We start from the raw sequence: 17,400 nt of genomic DNA on the forward strand, positions 1-17,400 counted from the left end.
TATCGATAAAAGTAAAGGGATTGATACAACCATCCATGGCTTAATTGGTGAACTTGGTTCTTGGGTTCGTATCGTTGGGTTTAAGCGCTTAGATAATTCAACAAACACCGCTGAATTGTTGTTTTTTAATTCCTGAAAATCATGTTCGTTCATGAGTACCTAAATACTTGATTAGTTAGCGTGCTTAGAGATCGTAATTTGCGTATTTATATAAAACTTTGCGTACTTGACCATCGTATTTTGCGTACTTTAGCCACCATGTAATTGAACCATAGTAGACTCATAACGTTCAATAGGAGGCCACAGAACATCAAGTAAAATCGCATAACTATCGTCGTAATCATTTGTCAGTTTATCAGCCACAGCCACAGCCAGAGCGTTAGCATACTCTTCTTTCGAGGTGATATAAAATGGCAAAGCGTTCTTTAGCTCCTTTGCAAGATGAAGAATGTTATCAATGTCTTCCTGTTAGTCTAGGTTGAGTTTTGTCATTACTTTTCATTAAGTACAATCTTGTATTGGTGAAGTATAGTGAAAATCAAATGTTACTTTAAACGTAAATACTTTATTCCGTGGACAAGATAAATTTAAATTATCTGAATAGCTGTCAGTATAGTTGTCATATTTAATGTAACTAAATGCATGTCAAATCTACGGTCGATAAAATAATCAATCAACTATGCGTAACTTTGAATGGGGCAAAAGTACGTTGCAGTTATTAAATGGGGAAGTGTTTTTCCTCATACTCTTCAACCAATGCAGCGAGCCTTTCAAGCTCGTCACCTTCAGGAGTGCCTGGTTCGGCTGCATCAAACAATGATTCAATTCGCTTCAATGCGGCCTTGTAATCACTTTCAGAAATTTCAAGGCCCAACTCATCTACTGTTACCTCAGCTAATTCATCACTATGCACTGTATGGGGTGTCATCCCTTCGACCAGTTCTTTTTCTGATAACCGTTTTTTGCTCACTACTCGTCTTTCCATTTAAAATGAGATTAGATAATTTATAGCATACTGAGTTATTAGCTACAGCGTAAGGTTTTGTCCTGAAACACGTAATGGGGCATTTTTGAGTTACGAAGTGCCAACTGTGAAGGTTCTGGACAGTTCGTTAGAGTTTCTACTTAAATTAGCAATATACGGATTAAATCAGGTATGGGAAGCCTATGTCTGGTACAGATATTAAACAATATTAAGCCACTCTTTAGCCCCATTTATATCAAACGCCTTTGTACCATATCCAATAGAGAGAATATCCTCAGGCAAAAACTCGTCAAACTTATCGATTTGCTTTTCCAGTACGGACTGGGCTAACTCTGTCTCACTAGGCAGTTTTTTTGAAGCTAAAGTACGTAAAGTCGATTTAACACCCTCAACGGATGTTTTTTCCACTTCAATAACACCGGCATATGCGCTAGCTTCGTATCCATTCATGATTAGGAGAGCTACAATAGTATTGACTACTTTATCTCCCAACCATGTAAACAAATAAGTACTGTTGCCAACTTTCAGCAGCGGTTTTCGTGCTAAATCTGATAGTTGAAAAAAGGTGACACTTTCCTTGAATTGTTCTCTTGCAATAGCATCTGCAAAATCCACTTTTTTATTACCGACTGAAATTCTGTAGTCACCATCTTTGAGTATGCGAAACATTTCTTGGCGAACGACGTCATGGATTGTCATTCCACTGCCGCCAAATTTTGGTGGTTTACCGCCTTTAGCGCGTTCAACATAAATGGTTTTTTTGTCACTATCGATATCATTTACTTTCCATCGTTTCCCACCAAACACAATGTTCTGCCCAACTAACACAATTGAGTCGATAGGAAGTGTTCCCAGCGTTTTTGTCCCATTAATAACCCTGTACTCTTCTGGCGTTTTGAATACAGCATAAAATGAATAGTGACTTGTAATACGTTCACCTAAGATGCCTAAAACTAATTCACCATTACCTAGCTGAGTAATTAGATTAGTATTCCCCATATGACCTAAAAGTCCTTTGAAGTCATCTACGCCAACTTTCTGAAATGGTCCTTCTTTACAGAGCAAGTTAAATAATTGATCGGCCCGAATGCCCCCCCACTGAGCTATAACAGCGAGTATTTGATGTAGAAGTGTAGAAAAGTGGTAAAGGGACGAATCTGCAGGCTCATACCATTTACTGCCGATGAGTAGCCTAATCATTGCTAGGGATTGTATTAACTCCAGGCGGAGTATATCGACAACGTTTGAATCTTTTGTGAGTTCATCCTCTGCAATCAACACTCGCAGTATAGAAGGACCACCACGTCTTCCTGAGCGTCCCATTCTCTGTCGCAGGCTCGAAATTGAGTGAGGGGCCGTAACCTGAACGACGGAGTTTACTTTTCCAATATCGATACCCAACTCAAGAGTCATGGTACACACCGCTGTAGTAGGATACTGCTCTTGTAGAAGACGTTTCTCTAGGTCTTCTCTCAATTCCTTGGCAAGCGAACCATGGTGAGGAAAGAACTCATTCGGCACGCATTGCTGATCACAGAAATCGCTAAGCGTTGCAGCAATGCTTTCAGTTCTTTTCCGGCTATTTGCAAATACTAAATGGTTACCTCCTCGACAAAATTTAAATAGGTCTTGGCAGATTTTGTATTCAGCGTCAATTGGCGTTTCACTGTCTACCTGAGCTGGGTTCACATACCCTTTGACTTGCACCTTAAGTACCGATGTCGAATTCGAGTCCCTTATTATTTTACATGGCAAAGATTGATTAGGACGAAGTGACAATGGGACTTTATCTAACTCACCGAGAGTTGCACTCAAAGCAACCCTAGGAATCGGCTTCTTCAAACTCCCAAGAAGATGCTCCAATCGATGAAGCAAAGAAAGTAAGTGATGTCCGCGCTCAGTGCCAAGAAATGCGTGAAACTCATCAATGACGATATATTTCAAATCAGAAAATGCAGACTTCATCCAGCCTGAATCTCGGATAAGCAACGATTCGAGCGATTCGGGAGTGATTAATACAATTCCCGCTGGTGTAGTTTTTAACTTATTCTTTCGGCTTTTAGCACTGTCTCCGTGCCACGGGGTGACTGGCAAATCCATTAGATCTGAGAGGCTTTCTAAACGTCTATCTTGATCATTTATTAAAGCTTTTAGCGGGCTGATATAAAGGATACCAACCCCTTCATCTTGATTAGCAATAGCACTGATTGCTGGAAGAAAAAATGCTTCAGTTTTTCCCGCAGCTGTCGAGGCACTGATAACAAGGTCTGTTTTCGCTGAAAGAATCGGCTCAATAGCTAGGCATTGGATTTCTCGTAGGTTTGCCCAACCTTGTTTAAATATCCAACGCTGAACTCGGACATCGAGCTTTTCATGTTCATTAATCATAATTTGAAGTCAGCGAGGCCATCTTCGTTTTCATCTAATTCAAGTTCAACGTCAGAGGGCTTATCTTCTTCAATTCCAACCGATGAAACTAGGTTGTTCCAGCTTATCGTTGGATTTTGATCGATTACCGCAAGCATATCCAAAAAAGCCTTTATCGTATTACGTGGAGTTCGAAAATAAGCGTCTCCAATAGTCTGACTGCAATGTTTTAGAAACGCCATTAGGGATTCGTCAGGAACAAGATATTTGCTTTCATCACCTTCGGCATAAACGTGACGCAAATTTTTTAGTAGTATATACAGCTCTTCCGGGGTCAAGCTTGCGAGGTGCAGTGCTGGAGATGAGTAATCGATAAGGCCTGCTTGCTTCGCAAAGTTATTTCCCGCAAGTCTGGACTGAAGGGCTTCATAACTATAAAGACCTTTCCTAGGATCAAGCAGGAATTCAGGCGTTCCACCAAGTAAAAAGCCTAAATACTCGGTAGTGCCTTGTAGACAGTCGTTGAGAATTCGTAATATTTGTTCATAGTTAGAAGTCCTAGCTGTTGTGTTATTCAACTTATACAGATTTACCATTTCATCGAGGTTAACGAGCAACCCCTGATATCCCGCTTGGCGAACGAATAGACTCATTATTTTGAGTGCATCATAAAAAGACGTATCTGAAATTATTGTTCTGACGCCTAAATCTTTGCGGGCGTCCGTTTTAGTTGAATATTCAGCGCGAAGCCATTTTATGGCATTAGCTTTTTGTGTGTCATTGTCTTCTTCATGTCCAATCCAATAAGCCTCAATGACTTTGGCGAAGTCATATCCACCGACAAGATCAGAAATTGAAGATAGCTTTTCATGTATAACTGTATTAATGTTTTTTCCAGTCGTATCAGCTTCCTTTCTCGTTTCAGTGATAAACTTTTCAACCACACTGGTTAGCGCATTTCCATCTGGTTTATTGCGCGTGGACATATTGCGCATTAGTTCTGAGTATAGATTTCTAGCTTGCCCAGCAGATGCATGCATTCGTCTATCAGGAGACAAGTCAGCATTAACAGTTACCAACTTTCTTTCTAAAGCAATAGCTCGAACAACACTTAAGAAAAATGTTTTGCCTGATCCATATTCTCCAATAATAAGCCTAAAGGCTGAGCCTCCATCGGAGATGCGTTCAATATCTTGAAGAAGTGCTTTTAGCTCGTTAACGCGACCAACTTGAATATGCTGAATCCCAACTTTGGGAGTTACACCAGATTTCAGCGATTGGATAATTGCATCTCTTTCTTTTGCACGTATTTTTTTTGCAACCATCATTTAACCTTTTAATTCTTTTACAATTTCTAGATCGACGTATATATCACCATCATCATCCAAGACAGGAGCATCTACTTTTTCGTAAGCCCAGTCATTGATAGTTTCTATAGCGCCATCAACCATTAAGTTAAGTTTCTTACAAAGTTCATGAACTTCATTTCGAGGCCATATTTCTTTACTAAGCAGCATATCGAACAGATTTTTATGCTCATTATCCAGTCCATCATGGCCTGTAGAGAACGAACTCATCGTCTCTATTTCTGGTTCGATATCAACCGTAAATATGCTTTCTAACATGCTCTTGGCATCGCTGGTATCACTCTCATGCATCGCCAGAATGTCCTCATCCAACTGGAACTTACCTCCGCTTTCGTCTGTATTTGTTGGATAGGAGGAATTAGGTGTTCTTGTGGATGCTAGGTTGTGAATGTCGCTCGTAACAAGTGATTTATCTAATCCTAGGCATGTATAGATTTTCTCCATTTGTTTTATTTCAGATGAATCGACCTTACCGTCAGCAAGAGCAATTGAAATCATAAATTTCTTTAAGGATTCAATTTGTGGTGAATTGAGTTGCTCTATTCTTGCTTTTAATCCCGCAGTATTCGCTGGACTATTAAGTCGCCACGTCAGATAAGCATTCAGTGAACTTTTCTCGGATGGAGACAGTCGGTCATCATGTTCAATTAGTTTTTGCAGCGTCAGTTTTTCATCTTGGTCAACGATACCGTCAATAGTTGCCACCATTGTACCAAGCCTCATCCACAGACTTACTTGGTTGAAAGCCGAGCTAGGTTCAAAAAATTCACCATGCCCTGGTGAGAACAATACAATGTTGCCATCAGCTTTGAACTTGGTTTGATGAAAACGCATATCCGGGGCGATACCTATATCAGCTTTAGCAGCAAGTTTGATAAGGAGCTCGTTTTCTTTCTTGTTCATAGATTTGGGAAGCGGTATTCCAGTGTGAGACCAGAACTCTTTAACAGTTGTTATTCCGTTATTATTCTGAACTACTTGAACAGCCCATGACTTAAAAGATTCAATGACTGATGAGTTGGATTCATTTGCTAGTTCTTTTGGTAGTAACATCAGTGCGGCTATATCATTTTTCGAGGTATCAGCCTTGCCTAAGTAGCGACTATAGCTACTTAACTCTTCTGCACACTGCTCTGCAATAGGAATAAGCTTGTTTATGGGACCTTTGAGAATACTCGGATCAGGCAACTCTTCCAGATTTAAATCAATACCATTAATGCCGTTGCTTGCTGCGTGATATGAGAGTCGAAGCTTTGTTTTGTTTGGCTTGACTGATATACCCTTGCCAAATTTTTGAGAGAATCTTATTTCGAAAAGTTTCCGAAACTCCTTTTCACATCTACGAGCTGGAGTTTTTAGCGAATATTCAAATGTATCTTTTAACCAGTCTAAAGCTAACTCAGCTCCAACGGGTTGCCCATTAACTATGGTTTTGGCTAGTTTCAGCTTGAATGACAATGCATTGTTTGTATCTGGTATTTTTGCAATCCGTTGTTCAAGTAGAGTCGGTCTGAGCAAAGCCATCAACTCAAGAAAATTGGCTGAATATCCTCTAAAAGAGCGGTTTGTATTGAACACTTTATGGAGACGTAATACCTCTTCAAATATTGTGGTAAATTCTTGATCGGATACCTGTGAGCTAGTTTGATTTTCAATGATTCTTCTTTCAAAACCATAGAAGTAAATGAATACGTATCCGATTGGTGTGTTTGGATCAGAGCGGTCAGACGCTAACCAGTCTAGATAGGCACCTCTGCACTCTTTTGATAAAGAGGAATAACTTGGCCAGTACCCTAGTGTTTCGTCGGTATGTAATTCCGCCCCGATTTTCATTAAAGATTTCGATGCGGGGCGTTCCTCATCGATAAGAGATGGTTCTACCCCATATCCATCAAGTGAGTTCATTATCCCACCAAAGTAAAAAAGACCTTTGTTGAGGTTTCTTCCGATAATAGTGAGCTGTTCACTTTCGCCAACCCATCGGCCCTTTTGTTTGTTAGACGATTTTTCAGCTTCTCTTCCAAAACTCGTGTGAATTGTAAACGTTGCAAACTCTTCATCATTTTCATTGTATGAGGAAACTGATATCGCTTGCGTGCCATAAGCATCACTCTTTTGAACAGAAGGCTTTGAGACTGTATTGTTTTTGGGAGAGTTATAGCTGTTGGAAGTTTTGGACTTAGAGTTCCTAGTTATCAGCTTGTACAGAATATAGATGATGATAGCCCCAACAAAAAATTCCATTTTTTACCTTTGTATCAATGAGGTAGATAGGTCCTAACAACCACCTACTCAGTAGTCAATAAATGGCATATTGATGTATTAGATAAACTAGGTCAAATGGAAGCATAGCAAAGTGTGAGGTGTTTTAATGATAAAATACAAAGGGGCAGTTTCGTGACGGCAGAAATCAAACTGACACGTTATGGGCAGTTGTGAGTTTAATACGCATGTTGTGAAACGCACGTTGTGAAACGCACGTTGTGAAACGCACGTTGTGAAATTAATTTTTGGATTAAATTTAATCACTTAAAACACAAAGCACCATTAGTTTTAATGGCAACAAAAGACATTTTTTGCCTTAAAAATTAGGATATCTCATTATACAAAAGATGGTTATATAACTATTAACTTAAAAATTACAAAACAAAGGACACTAATCAATATGCTGTTCTTAAGTGAAATCTCAGTTTGGCCTTAAGTGAGACATTTTTATCTTAGGCTCGACTATTATCACATCACTTTTACATCATAACTCATTGTTATTCATCGTTTAACAATAACGCCTTAGTAATTGTGTTTGTAATTCGATCAAATTTTAAGATCTGTTGTCCGCTTCCCAAGACAAATTTCACCTAGTCTTTGGAGGTGCCCGAAGATGTTATTCACAGTAATTAATGTATGATTCGAAATCATCAGTTGTTCTACCTGTAGCGCCTCCAATTAAGTGTAAATCTGGCAATTTAACACACGTATTCAATTGAAATGTCACCCCTTGAAGGGTTTTGAGTCGTTCATGTATCACCTCCATGCGGGCGTATCTTAAGTAATTACATGTAAACCCGAAAAGCTTTGTCTGATATAACATATCAAACAAAGCTGAGTACATATCATGTTATAAGAAAAGTAGGTCAGTCACTGAGCTAAGGAGGCTCTCAGGACTCCATGTCAAGATTGATGTACGGGGTATTTTTGATTCAGACGGATTCCTTCAAACAAGCTGCTGCACAATTGGAAAAGTCATTAAGCCATTAGTCAGTCTTATTAAATAGACGGTACGGCTGCAACACATATAGAGGCAAAAATGCGTTGCAGTTATTTAATGGGGAAGTGTTTTTCCTCATATTCTTCAACCAATGCAGCGAGCCTTTCAAGCTCGTCACCTTCAGGAGTGCCGGGTTCGGCTGCATCAAACAGTGATTCAATTCGCTTCAACGCGGCCTTGTAATCACTTTCAGAAATTTCAAGGCCCAACTCATCCAATGTTACCTCAGCTAGTTCATCACTATGCGCAGTATGGGGTGTCATCCCCTCGACCAGTTCTTTTTCAGATAACCGTTTTTTGCTCACAACTCGTCTTTCCATTCAAAATGAGATTAGATAATTTATAGCAATACTGAGTTCTTAGCTACAGCGCAAGGTTTGTCCTGAAACACGCAATGGGGCAGATATTTGTTAGCTAATTTCCCGCTAACCCTCTTTTGAATTCTTTGACGCTTGTTTGACACAACTATTCAATGTTCTTGGACATATTAAAATCAGTAATGGCTTTGTTGCGTAATTCGATGGAACTAAATCAGGAAGTTACGATCTGATCGGCTAAATCAGTTAATCATCGTAGCCTTATGTCGAAACCTCGTTATAAAACAACTAACTGGAAACAGTACAACAAAGCTTTAATCAATCGCGGTTCACTCACTTTTTGGATTGATGAAGATGCCATTCGCGAATGGAAGCAAAGCAAACCGGACAAACGAGGCAGGCCTCGTCAATTCAGTGACCTAGCTATTACTACCGCACTGATGGTAAAACGCATTTTTTCTATACCATTAAGAGCGCTACAAGGTTTCATAGACTCCGTATTTAAGTTGGCTAACATGCCGCTTGTTTGTCCGCATTACACCTGTATAAGCCGTTGAGCTAAAGAAGTAGAGGTTTCATTTAAAACCAAAACTAGAGGTGTGATACAGCATTTGGCCATTGATGCCACTGGTCTCAAGGTCTATGGCGAAGGTGAATGGAAGGTGAAAAAGCATGGTACTGATGGGAAGCGCAGAGTCTGACGTAAGCTACATTTAGCAGTAGATACCCACACCCACGAAATAGTCGCAGCAGAGCTGAGTTTATCTAACGTTACCGATGCCGAAGTGCTTCCAAACCTACTTAAACAGACACGTCGTAAAATCGCCGAAATATCAGGTGATGGTGCTTATGACACAAGACATTGCCATGATGCAATACGAATCAAGCGAGCGGTTCCGCTCATCCCGCCACGGGAGGGGGCGACCTTTTGGGAGCGGGGGCATCCTCGCAATTTAGCGGTAGGTTGTCAGAAACTTTACGGCTCGAACAATAAGTGGAAAAAGCGGTATGGCTATCATAAGCGCTCGCTATCAGAGACGGCAATGTATCGAGTGAAACAGTTGTTGGGTGGGAAACTCAGTCTTCGAAATTACAACGCTCAGGTTGGTGAAACTTATGCAATGATTAAAGCGCTGAACAAGCTTACAGGGCTTGGTATGCCTGAAACTCGTTATATTGTATAAAACGCGCTCAACTTTAGGCAGCTTAATCTCTCGTCTGAATTACGCAACAAAACCAATACGAACTGTTAAAAACTTTTAACTCTTTAGGATAACTGAAATTTAGGTTTCTATCGTCGATAATGCCGTATCGAGAGGTGAGTTTATGAACAGAAAACCAGACAGAATAACGGCGATGCAGCAAATAATTGATGCCGTTAAAGTAGAATTTCCACTATACAATGAAGATACTTTTAAATGTGGAACTGATAATAATTGTATCGGTTGCCCTAAAAAGCTAATGGAACTTGTCGATTCCGAATTATCCTATTGGCAACATCAACTAAATAGGGGAGTTCCACCTACATTTGATGAAATATATTCATTTGGGAAAATGTGCAAAAATGTACGGCGTGCTCTTGTAAGAAATAAAAGACTATAGATTTATCTCTTATCATGTTTTAACATCAATAAACTCCGACAAAATATAGTTACTATTTTTTCTATTTCTCTCAATATCTCCAACCAAATCATCCAATCCATCAAAAAAGTACACTGTTAATTTTTTATTGTGAGGGAAGAGCTCAAGGCTTATGAACTTTCGTTTGGATTTATAGACTCTAACTCTTGATAAATCTACCCATGAAAACTTAAGTGCTTTCTCTCTTACCCGATAAACTACTCCATTTTTATCTATCACAAGTACTGTATTCGTTAGAAAATAAATACGTACTATCGTTATTAATAGTGTTGTTAAAAACAAAATGACACTAGAGTTTTTTATAGTAATAATTAGTTGTTCATTTATATCAACGCTAATAATGAGTGAAGTTAGATAAGCTAACAACAACCAAAGTAAAGTAAGGATAAATGGTTCTAATCCTTTCTTTAAAAGGTATTTTTTTGAGACATGATACACCATACCTTGCCCTTACCATTAAAATCGATATCCCCTTCCTACTTGAAGCTGCAGCGGTGTTGACTGCGTTCGCTCACCCCAATCACATAGTTCATCTATGCTCATGGAGATTCACTCACTTGTCGCCTACCTGCAACTCCAAGTAGTTTGGGTATAATCAATTTAATCAAAAATATAAGCAAAGTGAGCACGTTATCAAGGTGCTCACTTCGTTAAAGGGAATTATCTTCTGCTTCTCACTATTTGATAGCGACGCGTCAGATATTCAACCGGAACGCTCCAGATATGTACCAAACGACAGAATGGGAAGAGTAAGAAAATCGTCATACCTAGCACCATGTGCAGTCTAAAAATAAAGCTCACCCCTTCAAGATTACCAGATGCTCCCGCATGGAAAGTCACTACATCTTGCGCCCAGCCAACCAGTTTCATCATTTCACTGCCATCCATATGCTGCGCTGAAAACGGGATGGTCAAAACACCGAGTGATGCCTGAACCACCAGCAGTGTTAAGATCATGATATCGGCAAATGAGGATGTAGCACGAACTCGCACATTCGTTAAACGACGTTTAAGTAACATGGCACCACCGGCGATGGTCATCAAACCACACGCGCCGCCAGCTATCATGGCAATAGCTTGCTTAGTTGGCAGAGAAAGGAATGACTCATACACCCAGTGTGGGGTTAACATACCGAAAAAATGGCCTAAAAAGATGCCGATAATGCCGATGTGAAATAACCCAGAAGCTAGACGCATGTTGGTATTATCCAGTAGCTGACTGGAACCTGCTCGCCATGTGTATTGACCATAATCGTATCGAACCCAACTGCCGATTAGAAATACTGCACCGGCAATATATGGGTAGATGTCAAAGAAAAAACCACTTAGAAAATTCATGGTTAAGCTCCATTTAATGCATTGATGTCTAGGTACTGTGGAACAACAGCATCAGCAAAGCGTCGCTGATGTTGAACTTGCTGTGCCGAAGCACATCCCTCTTCACCTAAGAATTTAATCTGCTCTTCTTCCCACACCGCATCGAGAGCTTGCGGTGTATAATCTTTTGCTTCTTTAGCAACCGTGTCGGCTAATACTTGCTGAGCAATCATTTCACCAGACAATTCAACCAAAGTTTGTAGCAACACCTTATAGTGACTCTCCCTCTGAGTGAGTCGCTCTTGCAGCAAAGCCAAAATTGGCGCGATATCTTTTAAACCCTCGACAGCCTCACCACTTTCTAAACGTGACAGGTACTCCAAATACGTTGGCAAGTAATCGGGTAACTGTTTAGAAATAAGCTCCATTCCTGCACTGGCATACTGATTAATCAGATCAATCATCGCCTGGCCTCGATCGCGAGATTCACCGTGCACGTGTTCAAACAACAACAAGGAGAGTGAACGACCTCGGTCAAACAGATCACAATAATCGGCTTGTTTGTCCATTAAGGGCCCTTTAGCTATAAGTTTGATAAACGCATTGAGTGCCACTTTTTGCTGGTTAGTGAGTTCATGACACAAGTCAATCGCATTGTGCAATTCAGTTGCGCTTTGCCAAACATCCTCTTCCGGATAATCAAGTAACAGAGCTATTAACTGTAACGATTTCATGGTCATGACTCGTCTCCTAATGTCTTAGCAGTAATATCAATGGCATTAATTCGTTGGCTATTAAACAGATTAAACTTGCTATCATCACCGCCATGGCAACCATTACCAAAGCTGAATCCACAACCTTTTGCTTCTGGGAAAGCTTCTTTAGCCAATTCACGATGACTACTTGGCACAACAAAACGGTCTTCATAGTTGGCGATAGCAAGGTAGCGATACATCTCCTGTGCTTGGTGAGCAGTCAAACCAACCTGTTCAAGCGCACTGGTATCAAGTATGCCGTCAACAGTTTCGGCGCGTTTAAAGTGACGCATCGCCAGCATACGATTTAGCGCATTTAACACCGGAGCTGTTTGTCCAGCAGTTAACATATTGGCTAAGTACTGAAGCGGAATACGTAAGCTCTTCACATCGGGCAATACACCTTCACTACCAATAAACCCGGCGTCTGAGGCAGACTGAATTGGTGACAACGGTGGAACATACCAAACCATGGGTAAAGTACGATATTCAGGGTGCAGAGGTAGAGCGAGTTTCCAATCTATCGCCATCTTATACACTGGAGAGTTTTGCGCAGCCTGAAGTACGCTTTCTGTAATACCTTGCTTTAATGCCTCTTCAATCACTTTTGGATCGTTTGGATCTAAGAAGATATCAAGCTGATTCTGATACAAATCGGCGGTATTGGTTGCGGATGCCGCCTCTTCAATGCGATCAGCATCGTACAGAATGACACCAAGGTAGCGAATACGACCGACACAAGTTTCAGAACATACGGTTGGTTGGCCCGCTTCAATACGCGGATAACAGAAAATACATTTTTCTGACTTACCACTCTTCCAGTTGAAATAGATTTTCTTATACGGACAACCCGTTAAGCACATACGCCAGCCACGACATTTGTCTTGGTCAATCAGAACGATGCCGTCTTCTTCACGCTTATAGATAGCGCCACTCGGACACGTAGCCGCACACGCTGGGTTTAAACAGTGCTCACACAGGCGAGGTAAATACATCATGAACGTATTTTCAAACTGCCCGTACATCTCTTTTTGCATAGCGTTGAAGTTCTGATCGGCCGAACGCTTTGAAAATTCTCCACCGAGGATCTCTTCCCAGTTCGGACCTTTCTCAATCTTGTCCATACGTTCGCCAGTGATCAACGAACGAGGACGAGCGATTGGTTGATGCTTGCCCTGTGGCGCATTATGCAGATGTTCATAATCAAAAGTGAACGGTTCGTAATAGTCATCAATCGTTGGCATATCAGGGTTGTTGAACAGTTTTGCTAATACGCCGACTTTGTTGCCCATTTTAGGCTCAAGTTTGCCTTTGATATTACGGATCCAACCTCCTTTCCATTTTTCCTGATTTTCCCAATCGGTCGGATAACCAGTACCAGGTTTACTCTCTACGTTGTTAAACCACGCATACTCCATGCCTTCACGGCTGGTCCAGACGTTTTTACAGGTAACAGAACAGGTATGACAGCCGATACACTTATCTAAGTTAAGTACCATGCCGACTTGTGAACGAATTCTCATGCTTATTTCTCCCCTGCCTGACCACTGTACATGTTAGGTGCTTGTGTATAATCGTTGTTTTCGTTGTCCAACCATTTCACTTCTTTCATACGACGAACAACAACAAACTCGTCGCGGTTAGATCCCACAGTGCCGTAGTAGTTAAAACCATAAGCCTGATGAACATAGCCACCAATCATGTGCGTCGGTTTAGGACAAACGCGAGTCACCGAGTTATGGATACCGCCACGTTGTCCGGTAATCTCTGCTCCGGGGATGTTGACTAAACGTTCTTGTGCGTGATACATCATCACCATACCTTCTGGTACACGTTGACTCACGACAGCACGAGCGGTTAATGAGCCATTGGTGTTAAACGCTTCAATCCAGTCGTTGTCTTCAATGCCAAGATCTTTTGCATCAATTTCGCTCATCCATACAATTGGGCCACCACGTGACAATGTCAGCATCAGTAGGTTTTCACTGTAAGTTGAGTGGATACCCCATTTTTGGTGTGGCGTGATCCAGTTCAGCGCCTTCTCTTTATTACCATTACCTTTTTTACCCATAATGTCGTGCACTGTACGGGTATTGATTGGCGGTCGGTAAGCAATCAAACTTTCACCAAAATCGCGCATCCATTGATGGTCTTGATACAACTGTTGACGACCAGTCACTGTACGCCATGGGATCATCTCATGTACGTTGGTGTAACCCGCGTTATAAGAAACATGTTCATCTTCCAGACCCGACCAAGTTGGGCTAGAAATAATCTTACGAGGTTGAGCCTGAATATCACGGAAACGAATTTTCTCTTCTTCTTTATTGATAGCCAGATGACGGTGCTCACGACCAGTAAATTCACTCAATGCATCCCATGCTTTTACGGCTACATGACCATTGGTTTCTGGTGCTAAAGTTAAGATTACCTCGGCCGCATCGATCGCTGATTCAATCTTAGCTAAGCCCTCAGCGGCACCTTCATGGTGAACGTAGTTGAGTTTTTTCAACAATTCGACTTCGTTATCAGTATTCCAGTTAATGCCTTTACCACCGTTACCCTGACTATTTAACAGTGGGCCTAACGCGGTAAATCGAGCGTAAGTATTTGGATAGTCGCGTTCTACCGTCATAATGTGTGGTGCTGTTTTACCTGGGATGAGGTCGCATTCACCCAGTTTCCAGTCTTTAACATCGAATGCCTGAGCAATCTCTGCTGGCGAATCATGTTGGATCGGTAACGTAACCACGTCGGTCTCTTTACCTAAGTGTCCCTGACATACGTGAGAGAAGGCCTTGGCAATACCTTTATAGATCTCCCAGTCAGATTTTGCTTCCCATGCTGGATCGACTGCGGCTGATAGTGGGTGAATAAACGGATGCATATCCGATGTATTCATGTCATCTTTTTCGTACCAGGTCGCCGTTGGCAATACGATATCCGAGAACAGGCAGGTGCTGGACATACGGAAATCTAGTGTAACAACAAGATCCAGTTTGCCTTGTGTCGCCGTATCCTTCCATTCAACCTCATTCGGTTTAGTTACACTGTAATCACCCAGATCTTTACCTTGAATACCATGTTCGGTGCCCAGTAAGTATTTCAGCAGGTACTCATGACCTTTACCCGATGAACCCAGCAGGTTAGAACGCCAGATAAACATATTACGTGGATAATGATCTTCGGGTTGCTCAGATGCGAAACGAATTTCACCCTCTTTCAATGCTTTAACGGTGTAATCGGTTGCAGAAAGCCCTGCCTCACTCGCCTGTTTCGCGATGTGTAACGGGTTAACGTTAAGTTGTGGCGATGATGGCAGCCAGCCAAGACGCTCAGCTTTAACGTTCATATCGATCAGATGCTCGCTATAACGGGTTTTATCCGCCAACGGGGATAACAACTCCTGAGTATTGAGTTTTTCGTAGCGCCATTGACTAGAATGGTTATAGAAGAATGATGTACCGTTCATATGACGCGGCGGTTTCTGCCAGTCAAGGCCGAATGCCAGAGGCTGCCAACCGGTTTGTGGACGAAGTTTCTCTTGACCCACATAGTGTGCCCAGCCACCACCACTTTGACCCACACAACCGCAGAACACTAGCATGTTGATCAGACCACGGTAGTTCATATCCATGTGATACCAATGGTTAAGACCAGCACCAACGATGATCATTGAACGGCCGCGTGTTTTCTCTGCATTATCTGCAAATTCACGGGCAATACGGCTAATATCATCGGCAGAAACACCGGTGATTTTCTCAGCCCAAGCCGGTGAATAAGCCTTAATTTCCGTATATTCTTGTGCACAACTTGGATCGTTTAGACCACGTTCAACACCGTAGTTGGCTAACGTTAGATCGTAAACCGTAGTGACATAAGCTTGAGAACCATCGACTAATTTAATGCTTTTCGCTGGCAATTTACGATTGATGGAATCAGCCAAAGGGACGCTATTAAAGTGCTCATGCTCTAAGCCACCAAAATATGGGAAAGCAACATCAACTACATCGTCTTGATCGGCAATGCCTAAACGCAAACTCACATCACCTTGCGTTTCACCAGCAAGTTGGTCTAAATTCCACTTCCCTTTCTCTCCCCAGCGATAACCCGCAGACCCATTTGGCGCAACCAGTTCACCAGTGAGATCATCAATAGCAATGGTTTTCCAGTCAGGGTTGTTCTCTTCACCTAGATTATTAACCAAATCAGAAGCACGTAGGAAACGTCCTGCGGTAAAACTGCCATCTTCACGACGGTCAAGTTTCACCAGCATCGGCATATCCGAATACTGACGCAAATAATTCTGGAAGTACTCAGATTGGCGATTAACATGGAATTCACGCAGAATGACATGACCCATCGCCAACGCAACTGCGGTGTCTGTACCTTGTTTTGGATTTAACCAATGGTCACACAGTTTCGCCACTTCTGCGTAGTCGGGAGTGATAGCAACTGTCTTGGTTCCCTTATAACGAACTTCAGTAAAAAAGTGCGCATCCGGCGTACGGGTTTGTGGGATGTTAGAACCCCAAGCAATAATATACGATGAGTTATACCAATCCGCAGATTCTGGTACATCTGTCTGTTCACCCCAAGTCATCGGTGATGCTGGTGGTAAGTCACAGTACCAATCATAGAAACTTAAGCATGAACCACCGATAAGTGACAGATAACGCGCACCAGCAGCATAAGAAACCATTGACATCGCAGGAATTGGAGAGAATCCAACCACTCGATCAGGACCGTGTTGTTTGACGGTATGCACGTTAGAAGCAGCAATAATCTCGTTCACTTCCTGCCATGAACTGCGGACGAAACCACCTCGCCCACGGGCAGTTTTATACTGTTTGGCTGAGGTTGGGTTAGTGACAATAGATTGCCAAGCGTCAACAGGATCTGAATAGCGTTGTTTCGCTTCACGCCATAATTTAAGAAGTGGTTTGCGCACCATCGGATATTTCAAACGGTTAGCACTGTATAAATACCAAGAGTAACTCGCACCACGTGGACAACCTCGCGGCTCATGATTGGGCAAATCCGGGCGTGTTCTCGGGTAGTCCGTTTGCTGAGTTTCCCAAGTCACTAAACCGTTCTTAACATATATTTTCCAACTGCATGAACCCGTACAGTTTACGCCGTGAGTCGAGCGAACCACTTTGTCATGTTGCCAACGTGTTCTGTATCCATCTTCCCAATCACGGTTCGTATTTAGCGTTTGTCCGTGTTCACCAGAAAAAGAATCTCCGACTTGTTTAAAGTATCGAAATCGATCCAAAAACTTGCTCATTCAGTGTTTCTCCTATATTTAGGAACTAATTATTATTTATTTTTAATTATTAATTAAAAGCTAATATCAACGATTAAATAAATATTCGAATTGGAT

At 41.7% G+C, this 17,400-nt stretch carries 12 protein-coding genes and 1 pseudogene; 2 read left to right on the top strand and 11 right to left on the bottom strand.

What is annotated here, in order from left to right; translation table 11 throughout:
* Window positions 1-249: 249 nt before the first annotated feature.
* The 6 genes from L3V23_RS06490 to L3V23_RS06515 form a co-directional block, all read right to left on the bottom strand.
* Window positions 250-417, bottom strand: coding sequence for a hypothetical protein (locus L3V23_RS06490; protein WP_237292070.1), 168 nt, complete (start codon window positions 415-417; stop codon window positions 250-252).
* 301 nt (window positions 418-718) lie between these two features.
* Window positions 719-970: a hypothetical protein gene (locus L3V23_RS06495; protein WP_237292071.1), complete on the bottom strand. Its 252-nt coding sequence runs from the start codon at window positions 968-970 to the stop codon at window positions 719-721.
* Between the two features lie 213 nt (window positions 971-1,183).
* The gene (locus tag L3V23_RS06500; protein ID WP_237292072.1) at window positions 1,184-3,373 is read right to left on the bottom strand and encodes a DEAD/DEAH box helicase; all 2,190 of its coding nucleotides are present in this window, start codon (window positions 3,371-3,373) and stop codon (window positions 1,184-1,186) included.
* Window positions 3,370-4,680: an ATP-binding protein gene (locus L3V23_RS06505; protein WP_237292073.1), complete on the bottom strand. Its 1,311-nt coding sequence runs from the start codon at window positions 4,678-4,680 to the stop codon at window positions 3,370-3,372. The genes L3V23_RS06500 and L3V23_RS06505 overlap by 4 nt, the downstream gene beginning before the upstream one ends.
* Complete coding sequence (locus tag L3V23_RS06510; protein WP_237292074.1) at window positions 4,681-6,963, bottom strand: TerB N-terminal domain-containing protein; 2,283 nt, start codon at window positions 6,961-6,963, stop codon at window positions 4,681-4,683.
* Between the two features lie 1,071 nt (window positions 6,964-8,034).
* Window positions 8,035-8,289 carry a hypothetical protein gene (locus L3V23_RS06515; protein WP_237292075.1) on the bottom strand — a complete coding sequence of 85 codons (255 nt, stop codon included), beginning with the start codon at window positions 8,287-8,289 and terminating at the stop codon, window positions 8,035-8,037.
* Window positions 8,290-8,564: 275 nt separating this feature from the next.
* Between L3V23_RS06515 and L3V23_RS06520 the strand changes: the two are divergent.
* Window positions 8,565-9,485, top strand: a pseudogene (locus L3V23_RS06520) (IS5 family transposase).
* A gap of 142 nt (window positions 9,486-9,627) precedes the next feature.
* Window positions 9,628-9,903, top strand: coding sequence for a hypothetical protein (locus L3V23_RS06525; protein WP_102969789.1), 276 nt, complete (start codon window positions 9,628-9,630; stop codon window positions 9,901-9,903).
* Window positions 9,904-9,915: 12 nt separating this feature from the next.
* On the opposite strand, the gene L3V23_RS06530 is transcribed toward L3V23_RS06525, so the two are convergent.
* The 5 genes from L3V23_RS06530 to L3V23_RS06550 form a co-directional block, all read right to left on the bottom strand.
* Window positions 9,916-10,383 (bottom strand): hypothetical protein, encoded by a 468-nt coding sequence (locus tag L3V23_RS06530; RefSeq protein WP_237292076.1) that lies wholly within the window; start codon window positions 10,381-10,383, stop codon window positions 9,916-9,918.
* Window positions 10,384-10,602: 219 nt separating this feature from the next.
* A complete protein-coding gene (narI, locus tag L3V23_RS06535) occupies window positions 10,603-11,280 on the bottom strand; it encodes a respiratory nitrate reductase subunit gamma (protein WP_237292077.1) in 678 nt (225 codons plus the stop codon).
* 2 nt (window positions 11,281-11,282) lie between these two features.
* Window positions 11,283-11,999: a nitrate reductase molybdenum cofactor assembly chaperone gene (narJ, locus tag L3V23_RS06540; protein WP_237292078.1), complete on the bottom strand. Its 717-nt coding sequence runs from the start codon at window positions 11,997-11,999 to the stop codon at window positions 11,283-11,285.
* Entirely contained in the window at window positions 11,996-13,537 is a 1,542-nt protein-coding gene (gene narH / locus L3V23_RS06545) for a nitrate reductase subunit beta (RefSeq protein ID WP_237292079.1), read from the bottom strand. Before narH ends, narJ begins: the two co-directional genes overlap by 4 nt.
* Window positions 13,538-13,539: 2 nt before the next feature.
* Window positions 13,540-17,304: a nitrate reductase subunit alpha gene (locus L3V23_RS06550; RefSeq protein ID WP_237292080.1), complete on the bottom strand. Its 3,765-nt coding sequence runs from the start codon at window positions 17,302-17,304 to the stop codon at window positions 13,540-13,542.
* Between the last annotated feature and the right edge of the window lie 96 nt (window positions 17,305-17,400).

It is taken from the genome of Vibrio sp. A1-b2 (assembly GCF_021726015.1).
In the GTDB taxonomy this organism is placed as follows: Bacteria; Pseudomonadota; Gammaproteobacteria; order Enterobacterales; family Vibrionaceae; genus Vibrio; species Vibrio diazotrophicus.

Excerpts from the sequence above, each read along its gene's own strand:
- L3V23_RS06500 (WP_237292072.1), bottom strand. The coding sequence starts at position 3,373 with ATGATTAATGAACATGAAAAGCTCGATGTCCGAGTTCAGCGTTGGATA.
- L3V23_RS06505 (WP_237292073.1), bottom strand. The coding sequence starts at position 4,680 with ATGATGGTTGCAAAAAAAATACGTGCAAAAGAAAGAGATGCAATTATC.
- L3V23_RS06510 (WP_237292074.1), bottom strand. The coding sequence starts at position 6,963 with ATGGAATTTTTTGTTGGGGCTATCATCATCTATATTCTGTACAAGCTG.
- L3V23_RS06525 (WP_102969789.1), top strand. The coding sequence starts at position 9,628 with ATGAACAGAAAACCAGACAGAATAACGGCGATGCAGCAAATAATTGAT.
- L3V23_RS06530 (WP_237292076.1), bottom strand. The coding sequence starts at position 10,383 with ATGGTGTATCATGTCTCAAAAAAATACCTTTTAAAGAAAGGATTAGAA.
- narI (WP_237292077.1), bottom strand. The coding sequence starts at position 11,280 with ATGAATTTTCTAAGTGGTTTTTTCTTTGACATCTACCCATATATTGCC.
- narJ (WP_237292078.1), bottom strand. The coding sequence starts at position 11,999 with ATGACCATGAAATCGTTACAGTTAATAGCTCTGTTACTTGATTATCCG.
- narH (WP_237292079.1), bottom strand. The coding sequence starts at position 13,537 with ATGAGAATTCGTTCACAAGTCGGCATGGTACTTAACTTAGATAAGTGT.
- L3V23_RS06550 (WP_237292080.1), bottom strand. The coding sequence starts at position 17,304 with ATGAGCAAGTTTTTGGATCGATTTCGATACTTTAAACAAGTCGGAGAT.